19 protein-coding genes and 4 tRNA genes are annotated in these 21937 nt (G+C 61.7%); 5 read left to right on the top strand and 18 right to left on the bottom strand.

Going from position 1 to position 21937, the window contains the following annotated elements; translation table 11 throughout:
* Positions 1 to 4: 4 nt before the first annotated feature.
* Positions 5 to 77, bottom strand: a tRNA-Trp gene (locus KEM60_RS09235).
* A 262-nt stretch (positions 78 to 339) separates the two neighbouring features.
* Here KEM60_RS09235 and KEM60_RS09230 point away from each other — a divergent pair.
* Positions 340 to 1452, top strand: a complete 1113-nt coding sequence (locus KEM60_RS09230) for an adenosine deaminase (protein ID WP_370626342.1) — start codon at positions 340 to 342, stop codon at positions 1450 to 1452.
* A gap of 17 nt (positions 1453 to 1469) precedes the next feature.
* Here KEM60_RS09230 and KEM60_RS09225 read toward each other — a convergent pair whose 3' ends face one another.
* The 6 genes from KEM60_RS09225 to KEM60_RS09200 all read right to left on the bottom strand — a co-directional run bounded on the left by KEM60_RS09225 (position 1470) and on the right by KEM60_RS09200 (position 4087).
* Positions 1470 to 2540, bottom strand: a complete 1071-nt coding sequence (locus tag KEM60_RS09225; protein WP_219107224.1) for a UDP-N-acetylmuramate dehydrogenase — start codon at positions 2538 to 2540, stop codon at positions 1470 to 1472.
* Positions 2533 to 3003, bottom strand: a complete 471-nt coding sequence (locus KEM60_RS09220; RefSeq protein ID WP_219107223.1) for a MaoC/PaaZ C-terminal domain-containing protein — start codon at positions 3001 to 3003, stop codon at positions 2533 to 2535. The genes KEM60_RS09225 and KEM60_RS09220 overlap by 8 nt, the downstream gene beginning before the upstream one ends.
* Positions 3000 to 3455: a MaoC family dehydratase N-terminal domain-containing protein gene (locus KEM60_RS09215; protein WP_219107222.1), complete on the bottom strand. Its 456-nt coding sequence runs from the start codon at positions 3453 to 3455 to the stop codon at positions 3000 to 3002. The genes KEM60_RS09220 and KEM60_RS09215 overlap by 4 nt, the downstream gene beginning before the upstream one ends.
* A gap of 154 nt (positions 3456 to 3609) precedes the next feature.
* Positions 3610 to 3780 (bottom strand): 50S ribosomal protein L33, encoded by a 171-nt coding sequence (rpmG, locus tag KEM60_RS16550; RefSeq protein ID WP_255574424.1) that lies wholly within the window; start codon positions 3778 to 3780, stop codon positions 3610 to 3612.
* 110 nt (positions 3781 to 3890) lie between these two features.
* Positions 3891 to 3964 (bottom strand) — tRNA-Met (locus KEM60_RS09205).
* Between the two features lie 50 nt (positions 3965 to 4014).
* Positions 4015 to 4087 (bottom strand) — tRNA-Thr (locus KEM60_RS09200).
* Between the two features lie 330 nt (positions 4088 to 4417).
* On the opposite strand from KEM60_RS09200, the gene KEM60_RS09195 reads away from it, so the two are divergent.
* Entirely contained in the window at positions 4418 to 5959 is a 1542-nt protein-coding gene (locus KEM60_RS09195) for a Re/Si-specific NAD(P)(+) transhydrogenase subunit alpha (RefSeq protein ID WP_219107220.1), read from the top strand.
* A gap of 7 nt (positions 5960 to 5966) precedes the next feature.
* On the top strand, positions 5967 to 7454 hold the full coding sequence (gene pntB / locus KEM60_RS09190) for a Re/Si-specific NAD(P)(+) transhydrogenase subunit beta (protein ID WP_219107219.1): 1488 nt from the start codon (positions 5967 to 5969) through the stop codon (positions 7452 to 7454).
* 73 nt (positions 7455 to 7527) lie between these two features.
* On the opposite strand, the gene aroQ is transcribed toward pntB, so the two are convergent.
* The 10 genes from aroQ to KEM60_RS09140 form a co-directional block, all read right to left on the bottom strand.
* Positions 7528 to 8010 (bottom strand): type II 3-dehydroquinate dehydratase, encoded by a 483-nt coding sequence (gene aroQ / locus KEM60_RS09185; RefSeq protein WP_219107218.1) that lies wholly within the window; start codon positions 8008 to 8010, stop codon positions 7528 to 7530.
* Positions 8010 to 9797, bottom strand: a complete 1788-nt coding sequence (locus KEM60_RS09180; protein ID WP_219107217.1) for an NAD-dependent malic enzyme — start codon at positions 9795 to 9797, stop codon at positions 8010 to 8012. The genes aroQ and KEM60_RS09180 overlap by 1 nt, the downstream gene beginning before the upstream one ends.
* Positions 9798 to 9878: 81 nt before the next feature.
* On the bottom strand, positions 9879 to 10685 hold the full coding sequence (locus KEM60_RS09175) for an enoyl-CoA hydratase-related protein (protein WP_255574423.1): 807 nt from the start codon (positions 10683 to 10685) through the stop codon (positions 9879 to 9881).
* A 29-nt stretch (positions 10686 to 10714) separates the two neighbouring features.
* Positions 10715 to 11584, bottom strand: a complete 870-nt coding sequence (locus KEM60_RS09170; RefSeq protein ID WP_255574422.1) for a helical backbone metal receptor — start codon at positions 11582 to 11584, stop codon at positions 10715 to 10717.
* Positions 11585 to 11599: 15 nt separating this feature from the next.
* Positions 11600 to 12184: a TetR/AcrR family transcriptional regulator gene (locus KEM60_RS09165; RefSeq protein ID WP_219107215.1), complete on the bottom strand. Its 585-nt coding sequence runs from the start codon at positions 12182 to 12184 to the stop codon at positions 11600 to 11602.
* 205 nt (positions 12185 to 12389) lie between these two features.
* Positions 12390 to 13067, bottom strand: a complete 678-nt coding sequence (argB, locus tag KEM60_RS09160) for an acetylglutamate kinase (protein WP_219107214.1) — start codon at positions 13065 to 13067, stop codon at positions 12390 to 12392.
* A 37-nt stretch (positions 13068 to 13104) separates the two neighbouring features.
* Positions 13105 to 14469, bottom strand: a complete 1365-nt coding sequence (locus KEM60_RS09155) for an MFS transporter (RefSeq protein ID WP_370626341.1) — start codon at positions 14467 to 14469, stop codon at positions 13105 to 13107.
* Between the two features lie 112 nt (positions 14470 to 14581).
* Positions 14582 to 15640, bottom strand: a complete 1059-nt coding sequence (locus KEM60_RS09150; protein WP_255574421.1) for a DMT family transporter — start codon at positions 15638 to 15640, stop codon at positions 14582 to 14584.
* A 126-nt stretch (positions 15641 to 15766) separates the two neighbouring features.
* On the bottom strand, positions 15767 to 16894 hold the full coding sequence (locus tag KEM60_RS09145; RefSeq protein ID WP_219107213.1) for a serine/threonine protein kinase: 1128 nt from the start codon (positions 16892 to 16894) through the stop codon (positions 15767 to 15769).
* A 549-nt stretch (positions 16895 to 17443) separates the two neighbouring features.
* Positions 17444 to 17527: transfer RNA gene (locus KEM60_RS09140), tRNA-Tyr, on the bottom strand.
* A 162-nt stretch (positions 17528 to 17689) separates the two neighbouring features.
* Between KEM60_RS09140 and KEM60_RS09135 the strand changes: the two genes are divergently transcribed.
* Together KEM60_RS09135 and KEM60_RS09130 are read left to right on the top strand one after the other, a co-directional pair.
* Positions 17690 to 18187 carry a YajQ family cyclic di-GMP-binding protein gene (locus tag KEM60_RS09135; protein ID WP_219107212.1) on the top strand — a complete coding sequence of 166 codons (498 nt, stop codon included), beginning with the start codon at positions 17690 to 17692 and terminating at the stop codon, positions 18185 to 18187.
* A 191-nt stretch (positions 18188 to 18378) separates the two neighbouring features.
* On the top strand, positions 18379 to 19389 hold the full coding sequence (locus KEM60_RS09130) for an asparaginase (protein ID WP_219107211.1): 1011 nt from the start codon (positions 18379 to 18381) through the stop codon (positions 19387 to 19389).
* 14 nt (positions 19390 to 19403) lie between these two features.
* On the opposite strand, the gene pepN is transcribed toward KEM60_RS09130, so the two are convergent.
* Positions 19404 to 21905 carry an aminopeptidase N gene (pepN, locus tag KEM60_RS09125; RefSeq protein ID WP_219107210.1) on the bottom strand — a complete coding sequence of 834 codons (2502 nt, stop codon included), beginning with the start codon at positions 21903 to 21905 and terminating at the stop codon, positions 19404 to 19406.
* Between the last annotated feature and the right edge of the window lie 32 nt (positions 21906 to 21937).

Genomic DNA, 21937 nt, shown 5'->3' with positions numbered 1-21937 from the left:
ATCGCAGGGCAGGAGGGACTCGAACCCCCAACCGCCGGTTTTGGAGACCGGTGCTCTGCCAATTGAGCCACTGCCCTACGGACGCCTGCACGATCTTCGCGCTCCTAAGCTCACCTAGAAGCATGAACCGGCGGGCATGCCGATCAAGACCTGCGCGTGCGTCCAGATCAAGAGCATACGTGAGGAAACGCCTCTCTCGCCAACCGACACCCCCCACTGCACTCCATCTGCACGTCGAACCACTCAGAGACACAACAGAATCCTCCACGTCGCCGACCTCCCCAGTCCTGATCGCATGCCGCATTGTCGAAGCAGGTCACCAGCATTTACCGTGCTGTCATGCCTCCGTCGGAGCCCATGTCATCCGCGCATCATCCTGTGACGCACCCCGGGTTCCGCCAGCTGGACACCCTGCCGAAGGCACACCTCCATCTCCATTTCACCGGATCACTACGCATCTCCACCCTCGCCGACCTCGCCGATCGACATGGCATACGGCTGCCGCACGCTCTACGCCAGGAATGGCCACCGCAACTCACTTCCTCAGCTCAGACCCGCGGTTGGTTCCGCTTCCAGCGGTTGTACGACGCCGCGCGCCACTGCATTCGCGACGAGAGCGATATGCGCCGCGTCTTGCGGGAAGCAGTCCAGGACGATGCCGATGAAGGATCCTGCTGGCTCGAACTCCAAATTGACCCCACCAGCTATGCCCCCTACGTCGGTGGGCTGACCCCAGCACTGGAAATCGTGCTCGACGAAGCCCGGTTGGCGGCGCACTCACACCGCATTGGCGTCGGGATCATCGTGGCGGCCAGCCGGATGAGGCACCCCCTCGAAGCGCGGACCCTGGCACGCCTCGCTGCGCGATACGCCGGCCAGGACAGTGGAAGCGTCGTCGGCTTTGGACTGTCTAATGATGAACGCCGTGGGGACACCGGCGATTTCGCTGCTGCGTTCCGTATCGCCAGGAATGCTGGATTGGCCAGCGTTCCGCATGGCGGTGAGCTGATGGGCGCAGAAGCAGTACACCGAACCCTCGATCTGCTCAGTCCCGCCCGACTTGGGCACGGGATCAGATCAGTGGAGGACCCCCGTCTCCTGGAGCGGCTCGCCGAACAGAACGTCGCCTTAGAAGTCTGCCCTCAAAGCAATGTTGCGCTCGGCGTATTTGAGGAATCGACTGATGTCCCCCTGCGTACCGTCATGGATGCCGGCGTGCGTGTCGCATTGGGCGCCGACGACCCGTTGCTCTTCGGGGGTCGCCTCAACTCCCAATACCACCTCGCACGAGAGGTACACCAGCTGAACGACGATCAGCTAGCGCGGCTTGCCAGGGAATCAGTCGAAGCCTCTCGCGCTCCCGACGGGACCCGGCGGGCCCTCATCAATGACATCGACAGCTGGCTTCACAGCCCAGCCGCGCTCGGACCCGGCGTGCTCCACGACCGTTGAGACAGGCGCCGTTTACATCACAGCTGAACACCCACGAGCACTGGCTCGTTCACGAGCAGCACCCCGAAGGCGTCGAATACTCCGTCACGGATCTCTCTGGCCAACGCGATCAGGTCTGCGCACGACGCACCACCCCGGTTGGTCAATGCCAGCACATGTTTGGTGGACAACGAAGCTGCGCCGGGCAATCCATACCCTTTCCCGAAGCCGGCGCGTTCGATCAGCCACGCCGCACTCGTCTTGACCGCACCATCCGACTCAAATCGCGGCGGTGTCCCGCCCTGATCACCAAGACGCTCGGCAACCCGCTGAGATAACGCCTCGAACTGTGCAACCGATAGGACGGGGTTGGTGAAGAAAGAGCCGCAACTCCAGGTGTCGTGATCGTCTCGATCGACCACCATGCCGCGCCGACGCCGCTGATCTAGCACCGCTTCACGCGCCATGCTCAACGGAACTCGCTCTCCTGGAGCGCAATCCAATCCGCGCGCCAAATCGGCATAGGCCACCGGTCGGCTCAGATCTGCGAGGTCCAACTGAAACGACACGTCAAGAACAACGTACCGACTGCTGCCCTTGAATCGACTGTGTCGATAGGTAAAGGCACAATCAGCGTTGGCGATGGTCCGCACACACTGATCTTCCCGGTCCCACACTCGCACATCCCAGATGGTCTGTGAGACGTCCTGACCATACGCGCCAACGTTTTGAACCGGAGTCGCCCCCACCAAGCCTGGGATCCCCGAAAGGCATTCCACCCCAGCCCAACCCTCGGCAACTGCATCACGGACGAAGGTATCCCAGCATTCCCCCGCTGCTACCCTGACGACGACTCCGCCACACCGATCCGCCGATTCGACCCGGATTCCGCTTGAGGCCACTCGCACCACGGTCCCGGCGAAGCCTTCATCTCCGATCATCAGGTTGGATCCGCCGGAGAGGACCAACAAAGGTTCATCCGCGTCGTCAACTTCCCGGATCGCGTCGACGAGCTCATCGGTGTTTTCCGCTACCACCACACGCCGCGCCGGTCCACCAACCCCCATCGTGGTCCATGACGACAACGACTCGTCCCTAAGTTCACGCACCGACCGGCTCCTTCCATGACACCACTGCCTGTGCCCGGGTGAGCACCTTGTGCCCTGCACAGGTCACTGTCAGATCCACAACCACCCGGAGTTCCCCGTTCGCAGCCACATCGACACGTGAGATATGACCCTCAGTGCACACCTCAACTGCCTCGCGAGCAGGAACGACAACTGGCGCGGAAAATTTGGTGCGATAGTCAATGACTGCGCACGGGTCACCAACCCACTGCGACACCAGCTCCACCGCTGCCCCCATCGTCCACATCCCGTGTGCGATCACTCCAGGCAGTCCTGCGTCGATGGCATACGCCTCGTCCCAGTGAATCCGGTTGCGGTCTCCGCCTGCTGCGGCATAGGCGACCAGCCGTTTTCGATCAACTGACACTCGGAGCTCACCAATCCGAGTGCCGACGACCGGGCGTGCATCATCCGTGCCCCCCGGAGAAGAGGCTTTGTCGCTCATCTGTCCTCCCCCCGGACCAAGAGCGTCGAACGCACCGTCCCCACTTTGTCCTGACACGTGGGCTCGCTCCACATATCGACTCGGGTCGTCACTAATACGTTGCCGCCAACCCCGCGAATCCGTTCCACCGTGAGCACCGCGGTGATGTCATCACCGGCCACCACCGGACGCTCCAGGTGGAACTGCTCCTCGGCATGGACCACCCTGCTGAAATCAATCCCGGCCTCAGGGTCTTGGACAAACTGTGCTTCACATCGTTGAGCCACGGCCACGGTGAACGTCGGTGGCGCCACAAGATCGGCGTGACCCGCAGCTCTCGCTGCCAATAGATCCCGATGTAGCACCGACGAGGCCCCGACCGCCTCGGCGAAGTCACGGATCGCTTCCCGTCCGACCTGAAACGGTGGAGACGGCGGATAGACGCGCCCCTCGTAGTCGGTGTTAACAGACATGGATCCCACCCTAGGCCAGAGCCGTATACAGCTCCCTACCAAGCCGTTGAGCTGAGAGAAAGCAGTAGCTGAGCTTGTCATTCAGCGCAAAAAACGCCACGAGGGCGGCCCGATGTAGGGCCGCCCTCGTGGCGTGAAACTCAGAACTGAATCATCAGCGGGTCTCGCGGTGCGCCGTGTGCTTTGAGCACTTCGGGCAGAACTTGTTCATCTCCAAGCGGTCGGGGTCGTTCCGACGGTTCTTCTTGGTGATGTAGTTGCGGTCCTTGCAGTCCACGCAGGCGAGCGTGATCTTCGGACGAACGTCGGTGGTCTTGCTGGCCACGGGACTACCTGACTTTCGGATCGGTGTGCATTCAGTGTCGCGCCACCTGCAGCGAGACGCGTCGACACAACAGAATACGCGATGCAGAAGAATCTCTGACATCGCGTCCGTAGCGAGGGCGGGACTTGAACCCGCGACACCACGATTATGAGTCGTGTGCTCTGACCACCTGAGCTACCCCGCCTGGAGTCCAGTGCCCCCGTCGATGATATCGACGGGGGCACTGTGAACCAGAGCCCCGATAGGGAATCGAACCCTAGACCTTCTCCTTACCATGGAGACGCTCTGCCGACTGAGCTATCGGGGCCCGCCATCCCTACCGGGCTTGGCGTGCCCGCCTACTGTACAAGCTGAGACGGGGCAACGCGAAATCGGCACGCCACCGACACCCTTACGGCCACTCTCACCAGCACTTTTACTCCTCCCCGTGGCCGACCTCATCCCCCTCGGGTCGGCATCACCGCGGCACACCAACCGGTCACCATCCGACCTCCCACCACCGGCCTGTTGTCGTACCACCCGGGTGAACCCCCGTTTCGCAGGACTTGCGCGTCAGACCGGTCGTAATGTTGCGCATGGACTGAACACCCCTGACGGCGCTTCACCACCTGCGCCTCACTGCGAAGGAGTACCCGCCGTGCTCATCGGCATACCCAAGGAGACACACGCGGGCGAGACTCGCGTGGCCGCCACCCCACAAACCGTCGGTCAACTTCTCAAACTGGGTTACGACGTGGTCGTCGAGACCACGGCTGGTACCGGGGCGTCCTTGTCTGACGACGCCTTCGAGACTGCGGGAGCCACCATCGGCACCGCACTCGACGCCTGGGCTGCCGACATCGTGCTGAAAGTTAACGCACCTCATGATCACGAACTCGCCCTGCTGCGTGATGGCGCCACCTTGATCGCTCTGCTCAATCCGCGCCTGGATCAAGACATGGTCGACCGGCTGGCCGCGCGCAATATCACTGCGCTGTCTATGGACGCCGTCCCCCGGATCTCCCGCGCCCAAGCCCTCGACGTCCTGTCCTCCATGGCGAATATCGCTGGATACCGAGCTGTCGTCGAAGCCGCCCACGAATTCGGTCGGTTCTTCACTGGCCAGGTCACCGCAGCTGGCAAGGTCCCCCCAGCCAAGGTCTTTGTCGCCGGGGCCGGAGTCGCCGGACTCGCTGCGATTGGCGCAGCCGGAAGTCTCGGCGCCATCGTCCGCGCTAACGACGTCCGACCTGAGGTCGCAGAACAGGTCGAATCGATGGGCGCCGAATTCGTCACAGTCGACGACCCCAGCGCCGAGGTCAGCAGCGACGGCTACGCCAAAGAGATGGGCGAGGAATACCAGCGCCGTCAAGCGCAGATGTACGCCGAACAGGCCAAAGACGTCGATATTGTCATCACCACAGCCCTCATCCCCGGGCGCCCCGCGCCCCGGCTACTCACCGCTGAGATGGTGGCCACCATGAAAGCGGGCAGCGTCATCGTCGACATGGCGGCCGCCACCGGCGGGAACGTCGAAGGCAGCGTTGCTGGTGAAAAGGTCGTCACGGCCAACGGGGTGACGATTATTGGATACACCGACCTCGCCGGCCGACTGCCCACCCAGGCCAGCCAGCTGTACGGCCAGAACATGGTGAATTTCCTCAAACTCGCCACCCCAGGCAAAGACGGCGAGTTGGCCCTGGACCTGGACGACGTCGTCGTCCGGGGCATGACTATCGTGAAGGACGGCGAACTGCTCTGGCCGCCGCCTCCCGTGCAGGTCTCAGCTGCTCCACAGGCACCCGTCCCCGCCGCTCCGCCACCGGAGAAACCAGCTCCTCGCCCCATGAGCGCCGGCGCGAAAGCGACGATCTGGGGATGCACTGGCGCGCTCGCGCTCCTGTTATTCGCCTACTCCCCCGAGCCTTTCTTGGGCCATTTCATGGTGTTCATGCTGTCCGTCGTGATCGGCTATTACGTGATCGGCAATGTCCACCATGCACTCCATACCCCATTGATGTCGGTCACCAACGCGATCTCCGGCATCATCATCGTCGGTGTCCTGCTTCAAGTCGGACGAGAAGGCAGCCCCACCTACGTCCATGCCCTGGCCTTCGTCGGAATTCTCTTGGCCAGCATCAATATTTTCGGTGGCTTCACCGTGACCCAACGCATGCTCGGCATGTTCCGGAAGGGCTGACCTCACCATGTCACTCACTTTGATCCAAGGCTCTTACATCATCGCGGGCCTGCTTTTCATTCTCAGCCTGGCGGGGCTGTCCAAACATGAAACCGCCGAAGGCGGCAACCGCAACGGTATCCTCGGCATGGGCGCGGCGCTGATCATTACGATTCTCGCTGCCGTCGTGGGGATCGATGCCGCCAACTCCGCCGATGACCGCACCGGTAGTGGAGTGACTGGCCTCGCGCTATTGCTGCTGGCCATGGTCATCGGAGCCGCCATTGGCATCTGGAAAGCCCGCAAAGTCGAAATGACCGGGATGCCTGAGCTGATCGCCCTGTTGCACAGCTTTGTTGGCCTCGCCGCCGTCCTCGTCGGTTTCAACAGTTTCTTTGACGCAGAACATCGCATCGAACAAGCCGGTGGCATCGCCGATAACGTCGCTGACCTTGCAGGATCTCTCGGCCCCATCCACAGCGGTGAGGTCTTCATCGGGGTCTTTATCGGTGCCGTCACCTTCACTGGATCCATCGTGGCCTACCTCAAACTGTCGGCGAAGATGAAGTCTGCTCCGCTCATGCTGCCCGGCCACAACTGGTTGAATCTCGGCGCAATCGGACTATTTTTGGTGCTCACCGCAGTCTTTATTAAACGCCCTGGAATTGGCCTGCTTGTCGGAATGACCATCATTGCGCTGGCGCTAGGATTCCACCTCGTTGCCTCTATCGGTGGTGGCGACATGCCCGTCGTCGTATCCATGCTCAACAGCTACTCCGGGTGGGCCGCTGCTGCCGCTGGGTTCATGCTCAACAATGACCTACTGATTATCACTGGCGCTTTGGTCGGATCCTCCGGCGCCTTCCTGTCTTACATCATGTGCAAAGGTATGGGACGATCATTCATCAATGTTATTGCCGGTGGATTTGGCTCTGATGGCGGGGTGGTCGGCGAGGCCAAGGACTATGGTGAGCATCGAGAAATCGACGCAGAAGGGACGGCTGAACTGCTCCTCGACGCCAAATCAGTCGTCATCACTCCGGGCTACGGAATGGCGGTCGCTCAGGCTCAGTACCCCGTCGCGGAGATCACGTCAGTGCTCCGACAGCGTGGCATCGACGTTCGCTTCGGCATTCACCCGGTCGCTGGCCGTCTCCCCGGCCATATGAACGTCCTGCTCGCTGAAGCTAAAGTCCCCTACGACATCGTCCTAGAAATGGACGAGATCAACGATGACCTTGCCGGGACAGATGTCGTTCTCGTCATCGGCGCGAACGACACTGTCAACCCGTCTGCGCTGGATGACCCCGCCTCCCCCATCGCAGGGATGCCGGTGCTGCGCGTCTGGGAATCAGCCAACGTGATCGTGTTTAAACGCTCCATGGCTACCGGATATGCCGGCGTACAGAACCCGTTGTTCTTTAAAGAGAACACCGCGATGCTTTTTGGTGACGCTAAACAACGCGTCGACGACATCCTGCGCGCCGTCCAGGAAAAGGTTGCCAGCCCAGTCTGACCGGCCCGTCATCCCGGCACACCGTCACGTTCTGGCCCGCCCTCTCCAGGGGGCGGGCCAGAACATGTTTAGATCAGGATCGCTCAGGAGCTTCGCGCATGTCGTCCCCCTCGAACGGACCCAACCGATCAACGAGTGCCTGCACGGCCAGCTCATACCCGAGAACACCACAACCAACAATTATCCCGGCTGCGATATCAGACACATATGAAATATGCCGGAAATCCTCACGAGCATAGACATTGGTGATGTGGACTTCTATGAATGGAATCTGTGAGGCTGCCAAGGCATCCCGCAGCGCAATCGACGTATGGGTGAGCGCACCCGCGTTAACCACCACACCTGCTACGCCTGCTTGCGCCCAGGCCTCAATGGTGTCAATCAAGACACCTTCGTGGTTGGAATGAAAAGCGAACAGATCCACACCGTGGCGGTCTGCCACCTGACGACACCGTTCCTCCACCTCCTCCAAGGTGACCGTCCCGTACCGTTCCGGTTCCCGATGTCCCAGCCGCCCCAGGTTCGGGCCATTTAACATCGCGATAGTTGGTCTCATCAGCTCTCCTGAGAAGCGTTCCGGTCAGGGACAGGTGCGCTTTCGGTATCATCTCGGCGACGTGACCGTGTCTTGCTGGGCAAGACGATCTCCGGATACTCCGGACGCCACATCGCTTCATAGACCTGCTGTACCGGATCGGTGAGCTCCACCTCCGAAAGCCCCTCGGCGTACGCCGTCTGAGCGACACGCATCGCCACGGTTCCAGATACTCGCCGCAACTGAGCGATCGACGGCAGTAGCGCCTTACCACGCGGCACCACATCGACAATTTCTGCGACCGCCTCCGCCGCCGCAGTGATCATTCGGTCCGACACCCGCGCCGCCTTACTAATCACCACCCCCAGCCCGATCCCAGGAAAAACCAGCGCATTATTGGCTTGAGCGATGTGATAGCTCCGGCCGCCGTACTCCACTGGAGCGAACGGCGATCCCGTCGCCACCAAGGCGCGCCCCTCGGTCCAGGCGATGAGATCAGCTGGGACTGCCTCCGCTCGGGAGGTCGGGTTAGATAACGGCATGATCACTGGTCGATCGACATGCGCCGCCATGTCTCGCACTATCGTTTCGGTAAATGCCCCGGCCCGCGCCGACGTCCCGATCAGCATGGTGGGCCGGACATTACGCACCACATCAGCCAGGCTGATTCGATCCGGGTCATCGAGATCCCAGGTCGCCACTTCCTCGTGCGGGCGAGCATATGGCCGTTGAAAATCTCGAATCCCCGGGATGGCATCAGTGATCAAGCCTTTAGAGCCCAGACACCAGAACTGTCGATAAGCCTCCTGCTCACTCAATCCCTCCCGGATCATGCGGTCACGCATTAAGTCCGCCACACCAACACCGGCAGTTCCAGCGCCAAACACCACGACCCGGTGATCCCTCATCCGACTACCGGTAGTCCGCACCCCTGCAATCGCCGCCGCCAAGACCACTGCAGCAGTGCCCTGAATATCATCATTGAAAGTGCAACAACGGTCACGGTACTTTTCCAGAATACGATGAGCATTCCCCGCGCCGAAATCCTCCCAGTGAATCAACGCATGCGGGAACAACCGCGTCGCAGTTGCCACAAACTCCTCAATGAAGGCGTCGTACTTCTCTCCCCGACGGCGGCTGTGCCGAGCCCCCAGGTAGAACTCATCATTGAGTAGCTCCATGTTGTCGGTGCCCACGTCCACCACCACCGGGATCACACGGCGTGGATCAATCCCCGCCGCAGCGGTATACACCGAGAGCTTTCCTACGCAGATCTGCACCCCACCGATACCCTGGTCACCAATCCCTAAGATGCCTTCGGAATCAGTCACCACGATCAAATCGCACTCATCCGGCTCCAAACCGTAGTTCAGTAAGGAATCCTCGATTTCCTGCGGGTGATCCACCGAGGTGAAGACACCTCGCGTACGGCTATATCCCTGACTGAAGTGCTCGATGACTTCCCCAATAGTCGGGGTATAGACGATGGGGAGCATTTCCTCCAGATGCTCCGCCAGCAGGCGGTAGAACAGCACTTCGTTACGATCCCGCAATGCCGCCAGGTAGGCGTATTTCGCGACATCCCGGGTCTGCTGGCTGTACTGCTCGTAGCAGCGACGCACCTGAGCGCTCAACGGAGCCACCCCCGGCGGCAACAGTCCGGTCAAACCTAAGGCATGCCGTTCCGGCCAGGTGAACGCTGTGCCACGGTTGATGGTGGGCAACGTGAGAATCGTGTTGCCTCGGGCATGGATTTTGAGTTTCCCGCCCCGGGGACCGGGCACGAACTCATAGTTGCGAATCGCCATACCTTTGAGGCTAATGCCTTGTCGCTCAGCGACGATCAGGCCCCTCAGGTATCGGTGCAACAGGCTCTCGCGCAGGCAGGGCTAGGAAGTGGCCTGTCGGAAATCAGGACGTTCCTTCGCGAGGAAGGCCCGCACCCCTTCGCGGAACGCCGGGCCGCCGTACACCCGTTCCAGCAGATGCTCGTCATGATCAACGTCACCGGCGTACGCCGTGATCTGTGCGAGCTGCTCTTTCGTCGTTCGCAAGGTTGCTGGAGCGGCTTGCAAGAGTCCCGTCACTAATGTCTCTACCTCACGGTCTAAGGCGGTGCGGCAGTCGGTGACCGCTAATAACGCCCCGAGTTCGAAGGCCCGGTGTGCGTCGATCAACCTGCTCGCCAGCAACATCTGCCGGGTCATGGATTCGCCGAACACGTGAACGCATCGTTCCAGCAAGGGACGGGAGAGCGCGTTGCCCAAGGTTCGGGCGATGGGATATCCGAATCGGGAGGAGGAGGTCGCTAGCCGGAGGTCACAGTAGGTCGCTACGGCCAAGCCACCCCCGACGCACAACCCATCAATAGCGGCGACGCTGACCTGCGGGAGCCGACCCAGGTCCATCAGCAAGGCACGTATCCGGCTCTCGTAGGCAACGGCCTGCGACCCTTCAGTCATGGTTGCGAATTCGGCGATGTCGTTGCCCGCAGCGAAGGCCACTGCTCCGGCTCCCCGGAAAACTACGACATGGGCGTCCTGATCGTCGGTCAGGGCACTGAACAGATCGCGTAGTCCGTCGTACATCACTGAGGTGAACGCATTGTGGCGGTGCGGTCGGTTGAACGTGACCTCAACCACTGCTCCTTGGCATTGACGGGACACCACCAGTTCGTCGACAGATGCGGCAGTCACGATGCTCTCCTCCCTCGGGCCGGACGAGTTCATCCTCCCTTGTTCTCTCCCAAGGCGGTGCAGATGGCGGTACGCAAGATCGATGGTGCCGTTACCATCGCTGGTCCGTACCAGAACAGCGCCCGTCCCGGCACCGAGACCGCGGGCGTCTCCACTGATTCCGGTCCGTCTACCGCTGAGAACGGGTAGGGCTCATCAGGGAGAAGCACCAGATCGACCGGGGTGGACTGACAGATCTGGGCTGGATCGATTCTCGGATATCGACTGCCCCGTGCTGCAGCGACGTTGACCATCCCCAACCTGGTCAGGACGTCAGTGGCATACGTCCCGGCACCGACCACCATCCACGGCCGTCTCCAGATCGGGACGACCACGCGCAGCGCGCGCCCGTGGCCCGTGATCTGCGGCGGCTGCTGCCAAGCCGTGCGTACGTCGTCGTACCACCCCCGAGGCCCTGATGGGGAGACGCCCAGGACGGTGAGCAGCCGAGACAGCGAGCGTAAGGCCGAGGGAACATCGTCTATTGCGGTGACCCATACCGGGACGTGGTGTTCCCGCAGCGCGGCCACATCGCAGGCGCGGTTTTCCTCCTCGTTGGCGATCACCAGGTCTGGTCGTGCGGCGATGATTGCGCTGAGGTCAGGATCCTTGGTGCCGCCGACCCGGAGAAGGTCCAGATCAGCTGGGTGGGTGCACCATCGTGTCGCACCGATCAGGGTATGAGGTGCGCTCAGAGCCACAGCTTCGGTCAGTGACGGCACCAAGCTGATCACTCGTCGGGGCGGAGTGTCCACGGGGACTAGGACTCCCACATCGTCGCGAAGGAACGACAGTGCTGTGGCGGCCGCCGGAGAAGACGAGCTGTCACCGGCGGCAGAGTCTGTGGATGGGTGGTTCACCGGTGAGGTCCTGGCTCACACCACGGCGTCGAGGAGGTTGGTGGCGAGTAGACGCAGGTCGCGTCCCTCGCTGATCGCGCTGACTGCAGCCCCGTCCACGACGGCAATGACAAGTTCGGCTGGGGCTGCGCTGCCGATCCGCCGTAACACCCGTGTCATCGCGGCGTTGAGGCGGTCTCGGCCGGTGCGGTAAGCGCGCCGGACCGGTTTGGAGCCTCCTGCTGCGACGAGTTGCAGGTAGTGGCCCAGCAGGATTTCATCGCGTGGGACCATCGCGTCGAGAATCACCTCGAGCGCCTCGGCGCGTTCTAGGTCACCGACTCGACATTCGACGGCTTCAGCCACTCGTTCGGCTCGGCTGGCCCATCGACCAATATTGAGTCGACCGGCTTCTTCGAGGAGTTCTTCCAAGCCACTGAAGTAATAGGTAGTGGCTGAAAGGGAGCAGTGGACGCGACGAGCTACTGTCCGATGGGAGACGCCAGCCGGTCCTTCTGATCGCAGAATGGCCGCTGCCGCCTCCACGATCTCCTGACGACGCGCCAATCCTTTGCCTGTGGTCATCGTTTCGGTGGCCTTACCGGCCTTAGTCAGCGTCATACGCCCTCTCTTCTCCTGCAGCGCTGCGGGACCTTGTCCGGGGGGCCAGACGTGCCCTGACCGGCTGTGCGGTCGGTGTCGCACCTCGAACGCGTTCGGAGACCACAACGGCAGCTGTCTCATGCTGCGAGGCGCGCCGCCGCAGCGAGAACGGGCACCTTTCGAACAACCATTGTCCTTTCCTCGGCTCTACCGAGGAGGCTATTTAACGCCGAAATTCGCTGTCGGCAGTAATTATTCTGCCGGTGATCGGAACGATGTCGGCTTCGAGGGCGAATGCCATTCGCAGCGCGACTGCGTCGGCGTCCACCATCACGCTTGCTGTCGGATCGGCCTGTGTCGCAGCGATCGCCGACACGACAGGGATCCATGAGGAGCGCAGCAGGTCGGTCAGCAAGGAGGTACGAATGTCGACCACGTCTCCCACCTCACCCTCGTCGTCATCCGCGCCAGGAGCAGAGCGACGTACTGCCGTGATGAGCCCGGAGTCCTGGCCGTTGAGACCGACCACTCGCGGGGCCACTCTGCTGATCTCGGCCACAATGCGGCGCTGCACGTGCCCACTGATCACCATGTGCGCGACCTGCATGACTTCCGGCGTGATGATCCTGCGATCTCCGCGGAATTCGCAATGCACTCCAAGACGGCCCAACATGCGTTCGACAGCGTCGCCACCGTCGTGGACGACAATCGGGCGGGCACCGCACTGGTGTATGTCGGCGACCTCGTGCGCGAACTCACGCAGTGCGGTCGGGTCGGTGAAGAGATGACCGTGGCCTCGGATCACCATGACTGCTCCAGAGACGTTTCTTGCGGCAGGCACGGTGGCGCCAGGTCGCTTGCGGTCTCGTGACGACGGAGACCATCGGGGTTCTGCTGCCATCGCTGGTCCTCCTGAAGGCTGATCGCCCGGACGATGTTCATGTGTCGAGAAGCGCCCGGAACGCTGTCTCCTTGCTGACCACCATCGCGCCCAGGGCCAAGACAGCCGCCAGGACGAGATACCACGCGGGCGCTGAGGCGGACCCGGTGGTCTGGATCAGCCACGTGGCCACCATCGGCGCGGTCCCACCGAAGATGGCATTGGCCGTATTGAAGCTCAACCCGAAGCCGGTGTATCGCACGGACGTGGGGAAGAGCTCAGCGAGAAATGTCGGCAGCGTCCCGTCGTTCACTGTCAGCATCACGCAGAAGGTGGCTTGGATGAGCACAATCCCGGTCAGTGACGCGTGCGGTAGCAATGCAAATAAAGGGACTGTCAACACGATAAACAACACTGACGCGAGGATAAGAAGGCAGCGACGACCATATCGGTCAGACAACGCCCCCATGGCAAAAATTGAGACAATGTACACAGTCAAAGAGATACTGGAGGCCATGAAGGACTCCGCCTCTCCGACACCTAGCTCTGTCGTTAAATAGGTCGGCATGTAGCTGAGGACGAGGTAAAAAGCTACCGCGTTGAGGCAGGTCACCCCGAAAGCCACCATCAACCCGAAACCATGATGCGTGAAGATATCTCGCACCGGAACGCGGTCCTGACCGATGGCCCCGCGTCGCTGCGCGAGCGCACAAAAATGCGGGGAGTCTTCCAGGTGGACGCGAATGTAACGCCCTACCAGACCCAGCGGACCTGCGATGAGGAACGGCACTCGCCAGGCCCACCCATGCAGATCTTCCGGAGTGAGCGCCACATGGAAACCGGTGACCAGTAGCGATCCGCACAACAATCCCGTCGCCGTACTAGCTGGCACCAGGGACGTGAGGATTCCTCGCCGCCCTGGCGCCGCATATTCGGCGAGAAATGCTGATGCTCCCGCATATTCGCCTGAAGCAGAAAATCCTTGGATCATCCGCAATAGCAGCAGGGCCAGAGGTGCCGCCGCACCGATCGTGGCATAGGTGGGCAACAGACCGATGCCAAAGGTGGCTCCTGACATGAGCAGAATCGACCAGGACAACGCCCACCGTCGGCCCAGCCGATCCCCTAACGCACCCCAGATGATCCCCCCGATCGGTCGGAGAATGAAGGACATGGCAAAGACGGCATACGTCTGGAGTAGAGCGAGGGCAGGATCGGATTCGGCAAAGAACACGGCAGCGATCACGGTGGCTAGATATCCGTAAGAGGCGTAGTCAAACCATTCCACGAAATTACCGATAAAGCTGGCTGCAGCCACCCTGCGCACCGCTGCGCGTCGATCAGAATCTCCAAGTGCGGACTGCCCTTCTGGCGTCACCGGGGCGGTCGTCGCTGTGCTGACTGGTCCGAACGATTGGCTCACCGCATGCTCCACATCTGGGTCGTGCTTCAGTCGCTATCGACGCCCCTGCCAAGGGCACCGCGTGTCTACTGCGCTCTGTCCTCCCTCGGGAACGGCTCGCGGGACAAGTCAGTTAGGGCGCGCTTTTCGCCGTAACGGATGTCTCAGGTGCGCTATCACCTCGGGCGGTGAAGATGCCCAACGCTGGCCCCATTCCGCCGACGATGATGAGAAGACCTCCCACGGCACCCACCAGCGTGAGCGACTCACCCCACACCAGCGCCCCGAGCAGCAATGCCACCACGCACTCCCAATAGGAGACACAGGATAATTCGATGGCCAGTAAGTGTTTGCCAGCGACAACGAGGAAACCGATGGCAAAGAATCCGCAGAAAAGGAACATTCCCGCCGCCCAGGCCCAATGGGTTGGGGACATCACCGTGATGGGGTTAGTGGGATCCAAGGTGGCCATCCGGAAGACCATCACTCCCAGGGCACCTACCGCACCGAAGATGAAGTTCCAGAATGCTCTGACTTGTGAATCCACGTCGCCACGATAGCGATAGAAGAACAAGGACAGCCCGTAGAAGAAACCAGACGCCAACCCGAACATGTCGCCGAGTGCTTTCTGGGGGAAAGCTGGGTCAGCGCCTAACTGCAACCCGAAATGCACGCCCTGACCTGAAACATAGTCGATGACTCCGATGGTCATGAGCATCCCGATAAAAACCATAACCAGGAACGCGGCATGCCTGGCGGTGATGCGTTCTTTGAGAAATATCCAGGCCAGCAATGCGGAGAAGAGCGGCCCCGTGTAGATGAGGAAGACCGCATTGGCGATCGACGTCATTAAGGTGGCGCTGACGTACAGACCGAGCGCCGCTCCAATGGAGACTCCCCCGGCGATCACGGTGAAGGATAGCTTGGTGGTGCGCAGGCTCTGCATTTTCTTGATGGCGATGATGATTAGCAGCATTCCTAAGGCGCCGGTCGCCATCCGCCCTAAAGCCAGAAAATCACCGATGATGTATTTCGCCCCAGTCGCCGGGTTCACAGGGGTGGCGAGCCTGCCGAACGTGCCGACGAATCCCATGCCGGTCGCGGAAAGAACCATCGCGAGCAGCCCGAGTTTCTTGTTCATGACGTATGTCGAGTCGGCCGATGTGGGCGCTGGAGTGACGGTGGAGGACATGCCGTGTCTTTCGTTGACGCGATGGGGGAAGTAGCCGCAGCTCGCCGACTGGGAGTCGGGTCGACGTACGGCGGGTGCGGGGTTGCGTCCTGTCACCTCTGACGCAACCCCGCGTCCGTACGTCGATCACACCCTGGTCGGGTCCTCGACCTGGTTCGGGAAGTAGTCCTCGCAACCACCCTCGCGGTAGACGTCCGCTGTCGCGCAGTGCAGGGCACCGCCGAACGGGTAGGCGTTGCGGAAGGGCACCGGGATGACGTTCATACCCAGCTTGTCCATCTGCTCCATCTGGTGCACCTCGGAAGCCTCACAGATCACCGTCTTGTGATCCAGGACCAGGCAGTTCATCGACAACCAGACGGAGGAGTAGCACAGCGGCGGCGGCTCGGTGTGCGCCGGCTGGGCGGCGTCGACGATCTGCCAATCATTGGCTTCGAAGATGGCCCGTTGCTCCTGCGGGAGGCGACGGTGCGGGTTGTTGATGATCAGTCCTGGACGCAGCGGCACGAAGGTTGCGTCGATGTGGATCGGGTAGGGGTCGCCGGGGAAGTTCACGGCGTGTATCCGCAGCTGCGGGTACTTACGTTTGAACCATTCCATGGCCTTGCGGTTGGTGGTCAGGCCGTGCTGGATGAAGAGATCCTTACCGAGGCGCAGCACGTCGGCTGCATCGAAGAGGATCTCTTCCTCAGTGGTGACGAAGTCTTTGGCGGCGGTGCGCTCCAGGCGCTCTTCCAGGGAGATCTTCTCGTCGTAATAGTTGTGTTTGTAGGACGCGTCCGACAGGCGAGGACGCGGCGCTTGGGTCCAGATGAACTCGGGGTCCTCGTCGAAGTAACGCGAGAGCAACGGACGGAAAGCGAGGTATTCCCAGAAACGACACCGGAAGGACATGGCGGCCTCGATGATCTCGGGGCCGATGGTGAGCAGCGTGTCACGCGGTGGCATGCAGGTCATCATCGAGTCGGTGCGGAAGTCAGGGGTGATGACTGGGGCGTTCCACTGCAACGGCGTGGGACGGTCTACGGTCACGCCGTGGTCTTCAAGGACTTTAGCGAGGTAGTTGAGTTCCTCGTTGGCTGCCTCAACGGTTTCCTGGGGCCGGGGGCCCCACATGCCGCGCATCTTCGAATCGATCGGCACCTTCTCGGAGGTGGCAGGCTCCTCCGGTGGGATGCAGCTGTTGTCGGCAACGCCGACGATGACATGCTTCAGCGGGTCGAAGTCGTTCCAGGAGTTGACGATCTTCGTCATGAGGTTCTCCTTGGTCGGGTCGCGGTGGCGGCCCGTCTGAGGGTGTGTGAAGGATGTGTCCGTCGCCATATCGCCGTACGGCGACCACGCCGAAGCGGCGGACGGTGACACGCTGGCCTCGCTAGAGGTATCCGGCTCGTCGAGGTGTCGATCCCGGCCCGGGTGTGGTGCCCCTGATGGGCTCAGGGATGTGGATGTGGATTCTGTCGTGCCAACCTCCGGGACGGACGAGCGTGTCGGCCCCCAGGGCATACGTCGCCTTCACCGCGTCATCTCCGCAGGTCATGGCATAAATGGTACGCATGTACCACTCTTAAGTCGCTGTGTTGCTCGTCACAGTCTGGTGTTATCCCTGATGAACAAGCCTTCACTCAAGGGAGACATCTCAACCTCAGATGAGGTTTCTAGGCGACTAGCCACCGAATTAGGTACGCGCGTACTGTTTTTCGCCGCGGAGACTGCGGGTGACCGGCAGCAAGAAAGCGTGCCGATCTGCTGCCAGACAATGACGAAGGGCCCCGATCACAATGATCGGGGCCCTTCGAGCGCTGGTGGCAGATCTAGGATTCGAACCTAGGTAGCTTTCGCGACGGATTTACAGTCCGCTCCCATTGGCCGCTCGGGCAATCTGCCATGGTGCGCTCGGACAGCATAACAACGACCCCCGGGGCCACGTCCAATCGGCACGGTTAGCCTCCCCCGGGCAGAATAGGAAGGCGGCCTGCCCCTCACGAGGAACGCAGGCCACCCGGCGGGCCACCGCCGACACACCGGACACCCCCACAAAGGATGGACATGGCCGACAGCTCGTTCGACATCGTCAGCAAAGTGGACCGCCAAGAGGTCGCCAACGCCCTCACTCAGAGCCAGAAGGAGCTCTCCCAGCGCTACGACTTCAAGGGCGTCGGAGCGAGCATCGAGTTCAGCGGCGAAGAGACAGTGGTCATGAAGGCGAACAGCGAAGAACGCTGCCTGGCTGTCCTGGATGTCTTCCAGACCAAACTCGTCAAGCGAGGGGTCTCACTGAAATCCATCGACACCGGCGATGGCACCCCCAAACCCTCCGGCAAGGAATACCGCCTCGAAGGGACCCTCAAGAACGGCATCAGCCAGGAGCACGCCAAGAAGATCTCCAAGATGATCCGCGACGAGTTCCCCAAGGGCGTCAAAGCCCAGATCCAAGGCGACGAACTGCGCGTCAGCAGCAAGAGCAAGGACGACCTCCAAGCCGTCATGACCATGCTCAAGGGCGCTGACCTCGACGTCGCGCTCCAGTTCACCAACTATCGCTGAGCGATCCCCTGACACACCTACGCTCCACTCCGTGGGTGCAGGCCAGAAGCCTTCTTCCTCACCTGCACCCACGCCGGGCGTACCTGCAACACCCATCACACCGCGCCACCAGCGGTGACAGGACGTTCTCACCGCACCGTGCAGCACGTTCTTCCCGCCGCCACCTCACCACGCACGACACAATGGCTGCCATGACATCCCCGGCGAACCGCACCCCACTGCCCCACGTCGTCGTCCTCGGCACTGGCGGCACCATCGCCGGCAGCGGCGCCGCAGCTGCCGATACCTCCTATGTCGCCGGAGTCATTGATGTCGGCTCCCTGGTCCGTGCCATCCCTGGCATCGATGCGCTGGCTCGGATCGACTATCGACAGATCTGCCAGATCGACTCCTGCGATATGGACTTCGCCCGCCAGCTCCAGATTGGCGACGTCGTACGAGGCACCCTGGCTGACCCGGACGTCGACGCTGTGGTCCTCACCCATGGCACCGACACCATGGAAGAGACCGCTTATCTCCTCCACCTGACCATCTCATCTGACAAGCCCATTGTCCTCGTGGGGGCCATGCGGCCAGCTGACGCCATCAGCGCCGACGGACCCGGCAATCTCCTCGCTGCCGTGGCGACCGCCGCATCTCCCCTCAGTCGCGGCTGCGGCGTGCTGGTGGTCCTCGACGACCAGATCCACAGCGCCCGCCATCTCACCAAAAAACACACCACTCGAGTCGGTGCTTTCGGATCAACCCACGGGCCAATCGGGGAGATCGTGGCCAGGCGGCCGCGATTCCATACCCAACCCCTGCGTCGTTATGGGGCGGACAGTATGTTCGCCGATGCACCGATCACGAATCTCCCGCCAGTAGAGATCATTGTCGGTCGAGCCGGGATGCCCCCGGCCCTTCTCGCTGCCGTCATCGCTTCCGGCGCCGCCGGGCTGATGTACGTCGGTCACGGTCACGGCACCGTCCCCGTCGATGTCCAGGACCTGCTCGCCCAAGCCGCAACGGAGGGGCTAGCCATTGTCCGCACCACCAGAGTTGCCGGAGGCACCGTGGCCCGCAACGGAGCAGTCCCCGATGATCGTCTCGGCCTGATCGCCGGAGACGACCTAGGCGCGGAAAAGGGCCGGATCTTGTTAGCCCTCGCCCTGACCCACACTCGGGACCCACTGCAGATCCAACAGATCTTCGACACCCACTAAGCCGCGCCTCAAGCTCAGCCCCACCGCCGTCGAGACCGCAAGGCCTGCTCCATCACCGCAGTGCCGTCCACCATGCTGCGGCGTACCGCATCACTGAGCTCAGCCGATGACAGCGCCACCCGGGCCGTGTCGACGACCCGCTCCGAGACCATCACCGAGGGGAAAGCCACCGTGGCAACTCGAGCCAGAGCGTCCTCACCTAATCGACCAGCCATCGCCGGAAGGTCGACGAAATACCGTTCGGCGTACCCCTCCATCCCCGCCGCGTCCGCCACCATCCAGAATCCCTCTGCCAACGCATTCAATTCATAGTTGGACCGCTGAGGAGCATCCACGATTTGCGACCACGCCCATGCGTTCTCCGCTGCCCCAGGTAGCGACGCGCGAGCTTTCAGATACGCCAACTCCCCGGCCAACGTGCGGTCCTCGTCACGCCGCCGCGCCAGCACACCCTCGTCGATCACACCACGACACGCCAAGGTGGTCAGAGCCGCCCACCGCAGGTCGGCATCCTCGGCCAGTGGCTCCACCCGAGTATTCCCGACCGCTAACGCCTGGAGGTAAGTCTCGTCTGGCTCCCACGCCGCTCGCGCTCGCACCGCGGCCAGGTACGACGGGGAACCCGGAGCCGACAGCCGAGCGACCTGCCGAGCGGCCGCTGCCAAGGTCGCTGTCGCGTCTGCACGACGCGACGGCGTCATGAAGATGCGCACCACAGGACGGATCAGATCGTTGAACACCTGCTGCTGAATCAACGGGTCTGGTTCTGATGGTCCGGCCGCAGCCACCAAACCCACCACAGCGCCCGGATCGATCCGTCCGTCCCGCATCCCCTCGATCACCGACACCCACACCATGGCCCGCGCCGTGACCTGGGGGATGGCGGCGAGTTCCTCCGGCAACGCCGCCAGCGATGACTCTGACAGGTGAATTGTGGCCCAGGTATCGGACTGGGCATCGGGGAGCAGCACCGCCGGAATCTGCTCGCCGATCAACTCCGACAGACACACCGCATCATCGTTGAGCACCGCGGGGATGTCCCACAACCGACGACCTTCGGCGTACCCGGCAATTCGGATCGTATGCGGACGTCGTAACTCCTCCTCGGCAGGCGCCGTACGGCGAAGTTCAGCTCCCACGATCCGGCCATCCTGCCCGTCGAGAGCCACCTCAAGAGCATCCGCGCCGCTGGTGCGCAACCAGGCCTGCGCCCAGTCCTGTAGATCTCGCCCGGATGCCTCCATCATTGCCGTGAGAAAATCAGCACATTCGGCATTGCCATAGGGGTGGCGAGCCAGATAAATTCGTACGCCAGCATCGAACGTATCCTGCCCCAGATATGCCACCAGCTGCGCTAAGACAGAAGCGCCTTTGGCGTAGGAAATCCCGTCAAAATTATGCAAAGCCTGGGCTGTGTCCGCCGTGGCCTCACTGGCCACCGGATGGGTCGAGGGTGATCGCTCAGCGGCATACCCCCAACTTTTGCGAATCAAGGTGAAATCCGCCCATGCAGAAGAAAACTCAGTGACCTCGAGGCAGGCGCGGGTCGCCATGTACTCCGCAAATGACTCGTTGAGCCACAGATCGTCCCACCATCGCATCGTCACCAGATCGCCAAACCACATGTGTGCCATCTCGTGCAGCACCGTGTTAGCCCGGGCCATGCGCTCAGCATCTCCGACAGCGCCACGGAAGATCATCTGATCACGGAAAGTCACGCAGCCAGGATTCTCCATGGCGCCAGCATTGAATTCTGGCACGAAGACCTGGTGGTATTCCTCGAAAGGATAGCCACTATCAAACAAACGCCTGTAATGATCCAAACCAGCTTTAGTCAACGCCAACAATTCGGGGGCCTGAGCGTGCAGCTCCTGCACCAAAGAAGCCCTGGCATGGATACCCAATGGGATCGCGTCATGGTCGTCGCGCACGCTCACATAGGGGCCCGCGCAGATCGTGACGTAATACGTCGCCAGCGGTGCGGTCCGCGCGAGCCGCCACCACCCTGGGCCGCGCGTTTCATCGAGGCATGCCGCGCCGTTACCAAGGACAATCCATCCATCAGGGGCATGCACTGCCACGTCGTACGGCGCTTTGAGGTCAGGCTGATCAAAACAGGCAAACACACTGGGGGCAGCATCCAAGAACAGATGGCCGTAGACGTAGTGACGTCCGTCAGCGGGATCGACGGCCCGATGCAGGCCCTGACCGTCTCGCCGATACCCCATCGTGGCGTGCACCACCACGACATTGTCAGTCGCCAGGTCGGTCAGCGGCAGCCTGCCGTCGGTGACTTCCCGCGGGTCAAGATCGACACCATTGAGACAGATCTCGTGCACTCGAAGGGCTGTGACATCAATGAAGGTGCTGGCTCCGTCCTGCGAACAGCTGAAATGTACTTCGCTGATCGAGTCAAAGGTGTCTGCGCCGGTGTCGAGGTCAAGAGTGACGTCGTACGACGTGACGGTCAACAGGTCGGCACGACGGAGGGACTCGGAATGCGTCAACACAGCCACCCGGTCACTCTAACCAGCGGCGCCTCAACCTG

This window comes from Austwickia sp. TVS 96-490-7B, from assembly GCF_019331795.1.
Lineage (GTDB): Bacteria > Actinomycetota > Actinomycetes > Actinomycetales > Dermatophilaceae > Austwickia.
Note: the sequence above shows the minus strand (reverse complement) of the source record. Positions and strands in the feature narration are given on the sequence as shown.

Coding starts and splice junctions, on each gene's coding strand:
- KEM60_RS09230 (WP_370626342.1), top strand. CDS start 340: ATGCCTCCGTCGGAGCCCATGTCATCCGCGCATCATCCTGTGACGCAC.
- KEM60_RS09220 (WP_219107223.1), bottom strand. CDS start 3,003: ATGAGCGACAAAGCCTCTTCTCCGGGGGGCACGGATGATGCACGCCCG.
- KEM60_RS09215 (WP_219107222.1), bottom strand. CDS start 3,455: ATGTCTGTTAACACCGACTACGAGGGGCGCGTCTATCCGCCGTCTCCA.
- pntB (WP_219107219.1), top strand. CDS start 5,967: ATGTCACTCACTTTGATCCAAGGCTCTTACATCATCGCGGGCCTGCTT.
- aroQ (WP_219107218.1), bottom strand. CDS start 8,010: ATGAGACCAACTATCGCGATGTTAAATGGCCCGAACCTGGGGCGGCTG.
- KEM60_RS09180 (WP_219107217.1), bottom strand. CDS start 9,797: ATGGCGATTCGCAACTATGAGTTCGTGCCCGGTCCCCGGGGCGGGAAA.
- KEM60_RS09165 (WP_219107215.1), bottom strand. CDS start 12,184: ATGACGCTGACTAAGGCCGGTAAGGCCACCGAAACGATGACCACAGGC.
- argB (WP_219107214.1), bottom strand. CDS start 13,067: ATGGCAGCAGAACCCCGATGGTCTCCGTCGTCACGAGACCGCAAGCGA.
- KEM60_RS09150 (WP_255574421.1), bottom strand. CDS start 15,640: ATGTCCTCCACCGTCACTCCAGCGCCCACATCGGCCGACTCGACATAC.
- KEM60_RS09145 (WP_219107213.1), bottom strand. CDS start 16,894: ATGACGAAGATCGTCAACTCCTGGAACGACTTCGACCCGCTGAAGCAT.
- KEM60_RS09135 (WP_219107212.1), top strand. CDS start 17,690: ATGGCCGACAGCTCGTTCGACATCGTCAGCAAAGTGGACCGCCAAGAG.
- KEM60_RS09130 (WP_219107211.1), top strand. CDS start 18,379: ATGACATCCCCGGCGAACCGCACCCCACTGCCCCACGTCGTCGTCCTC.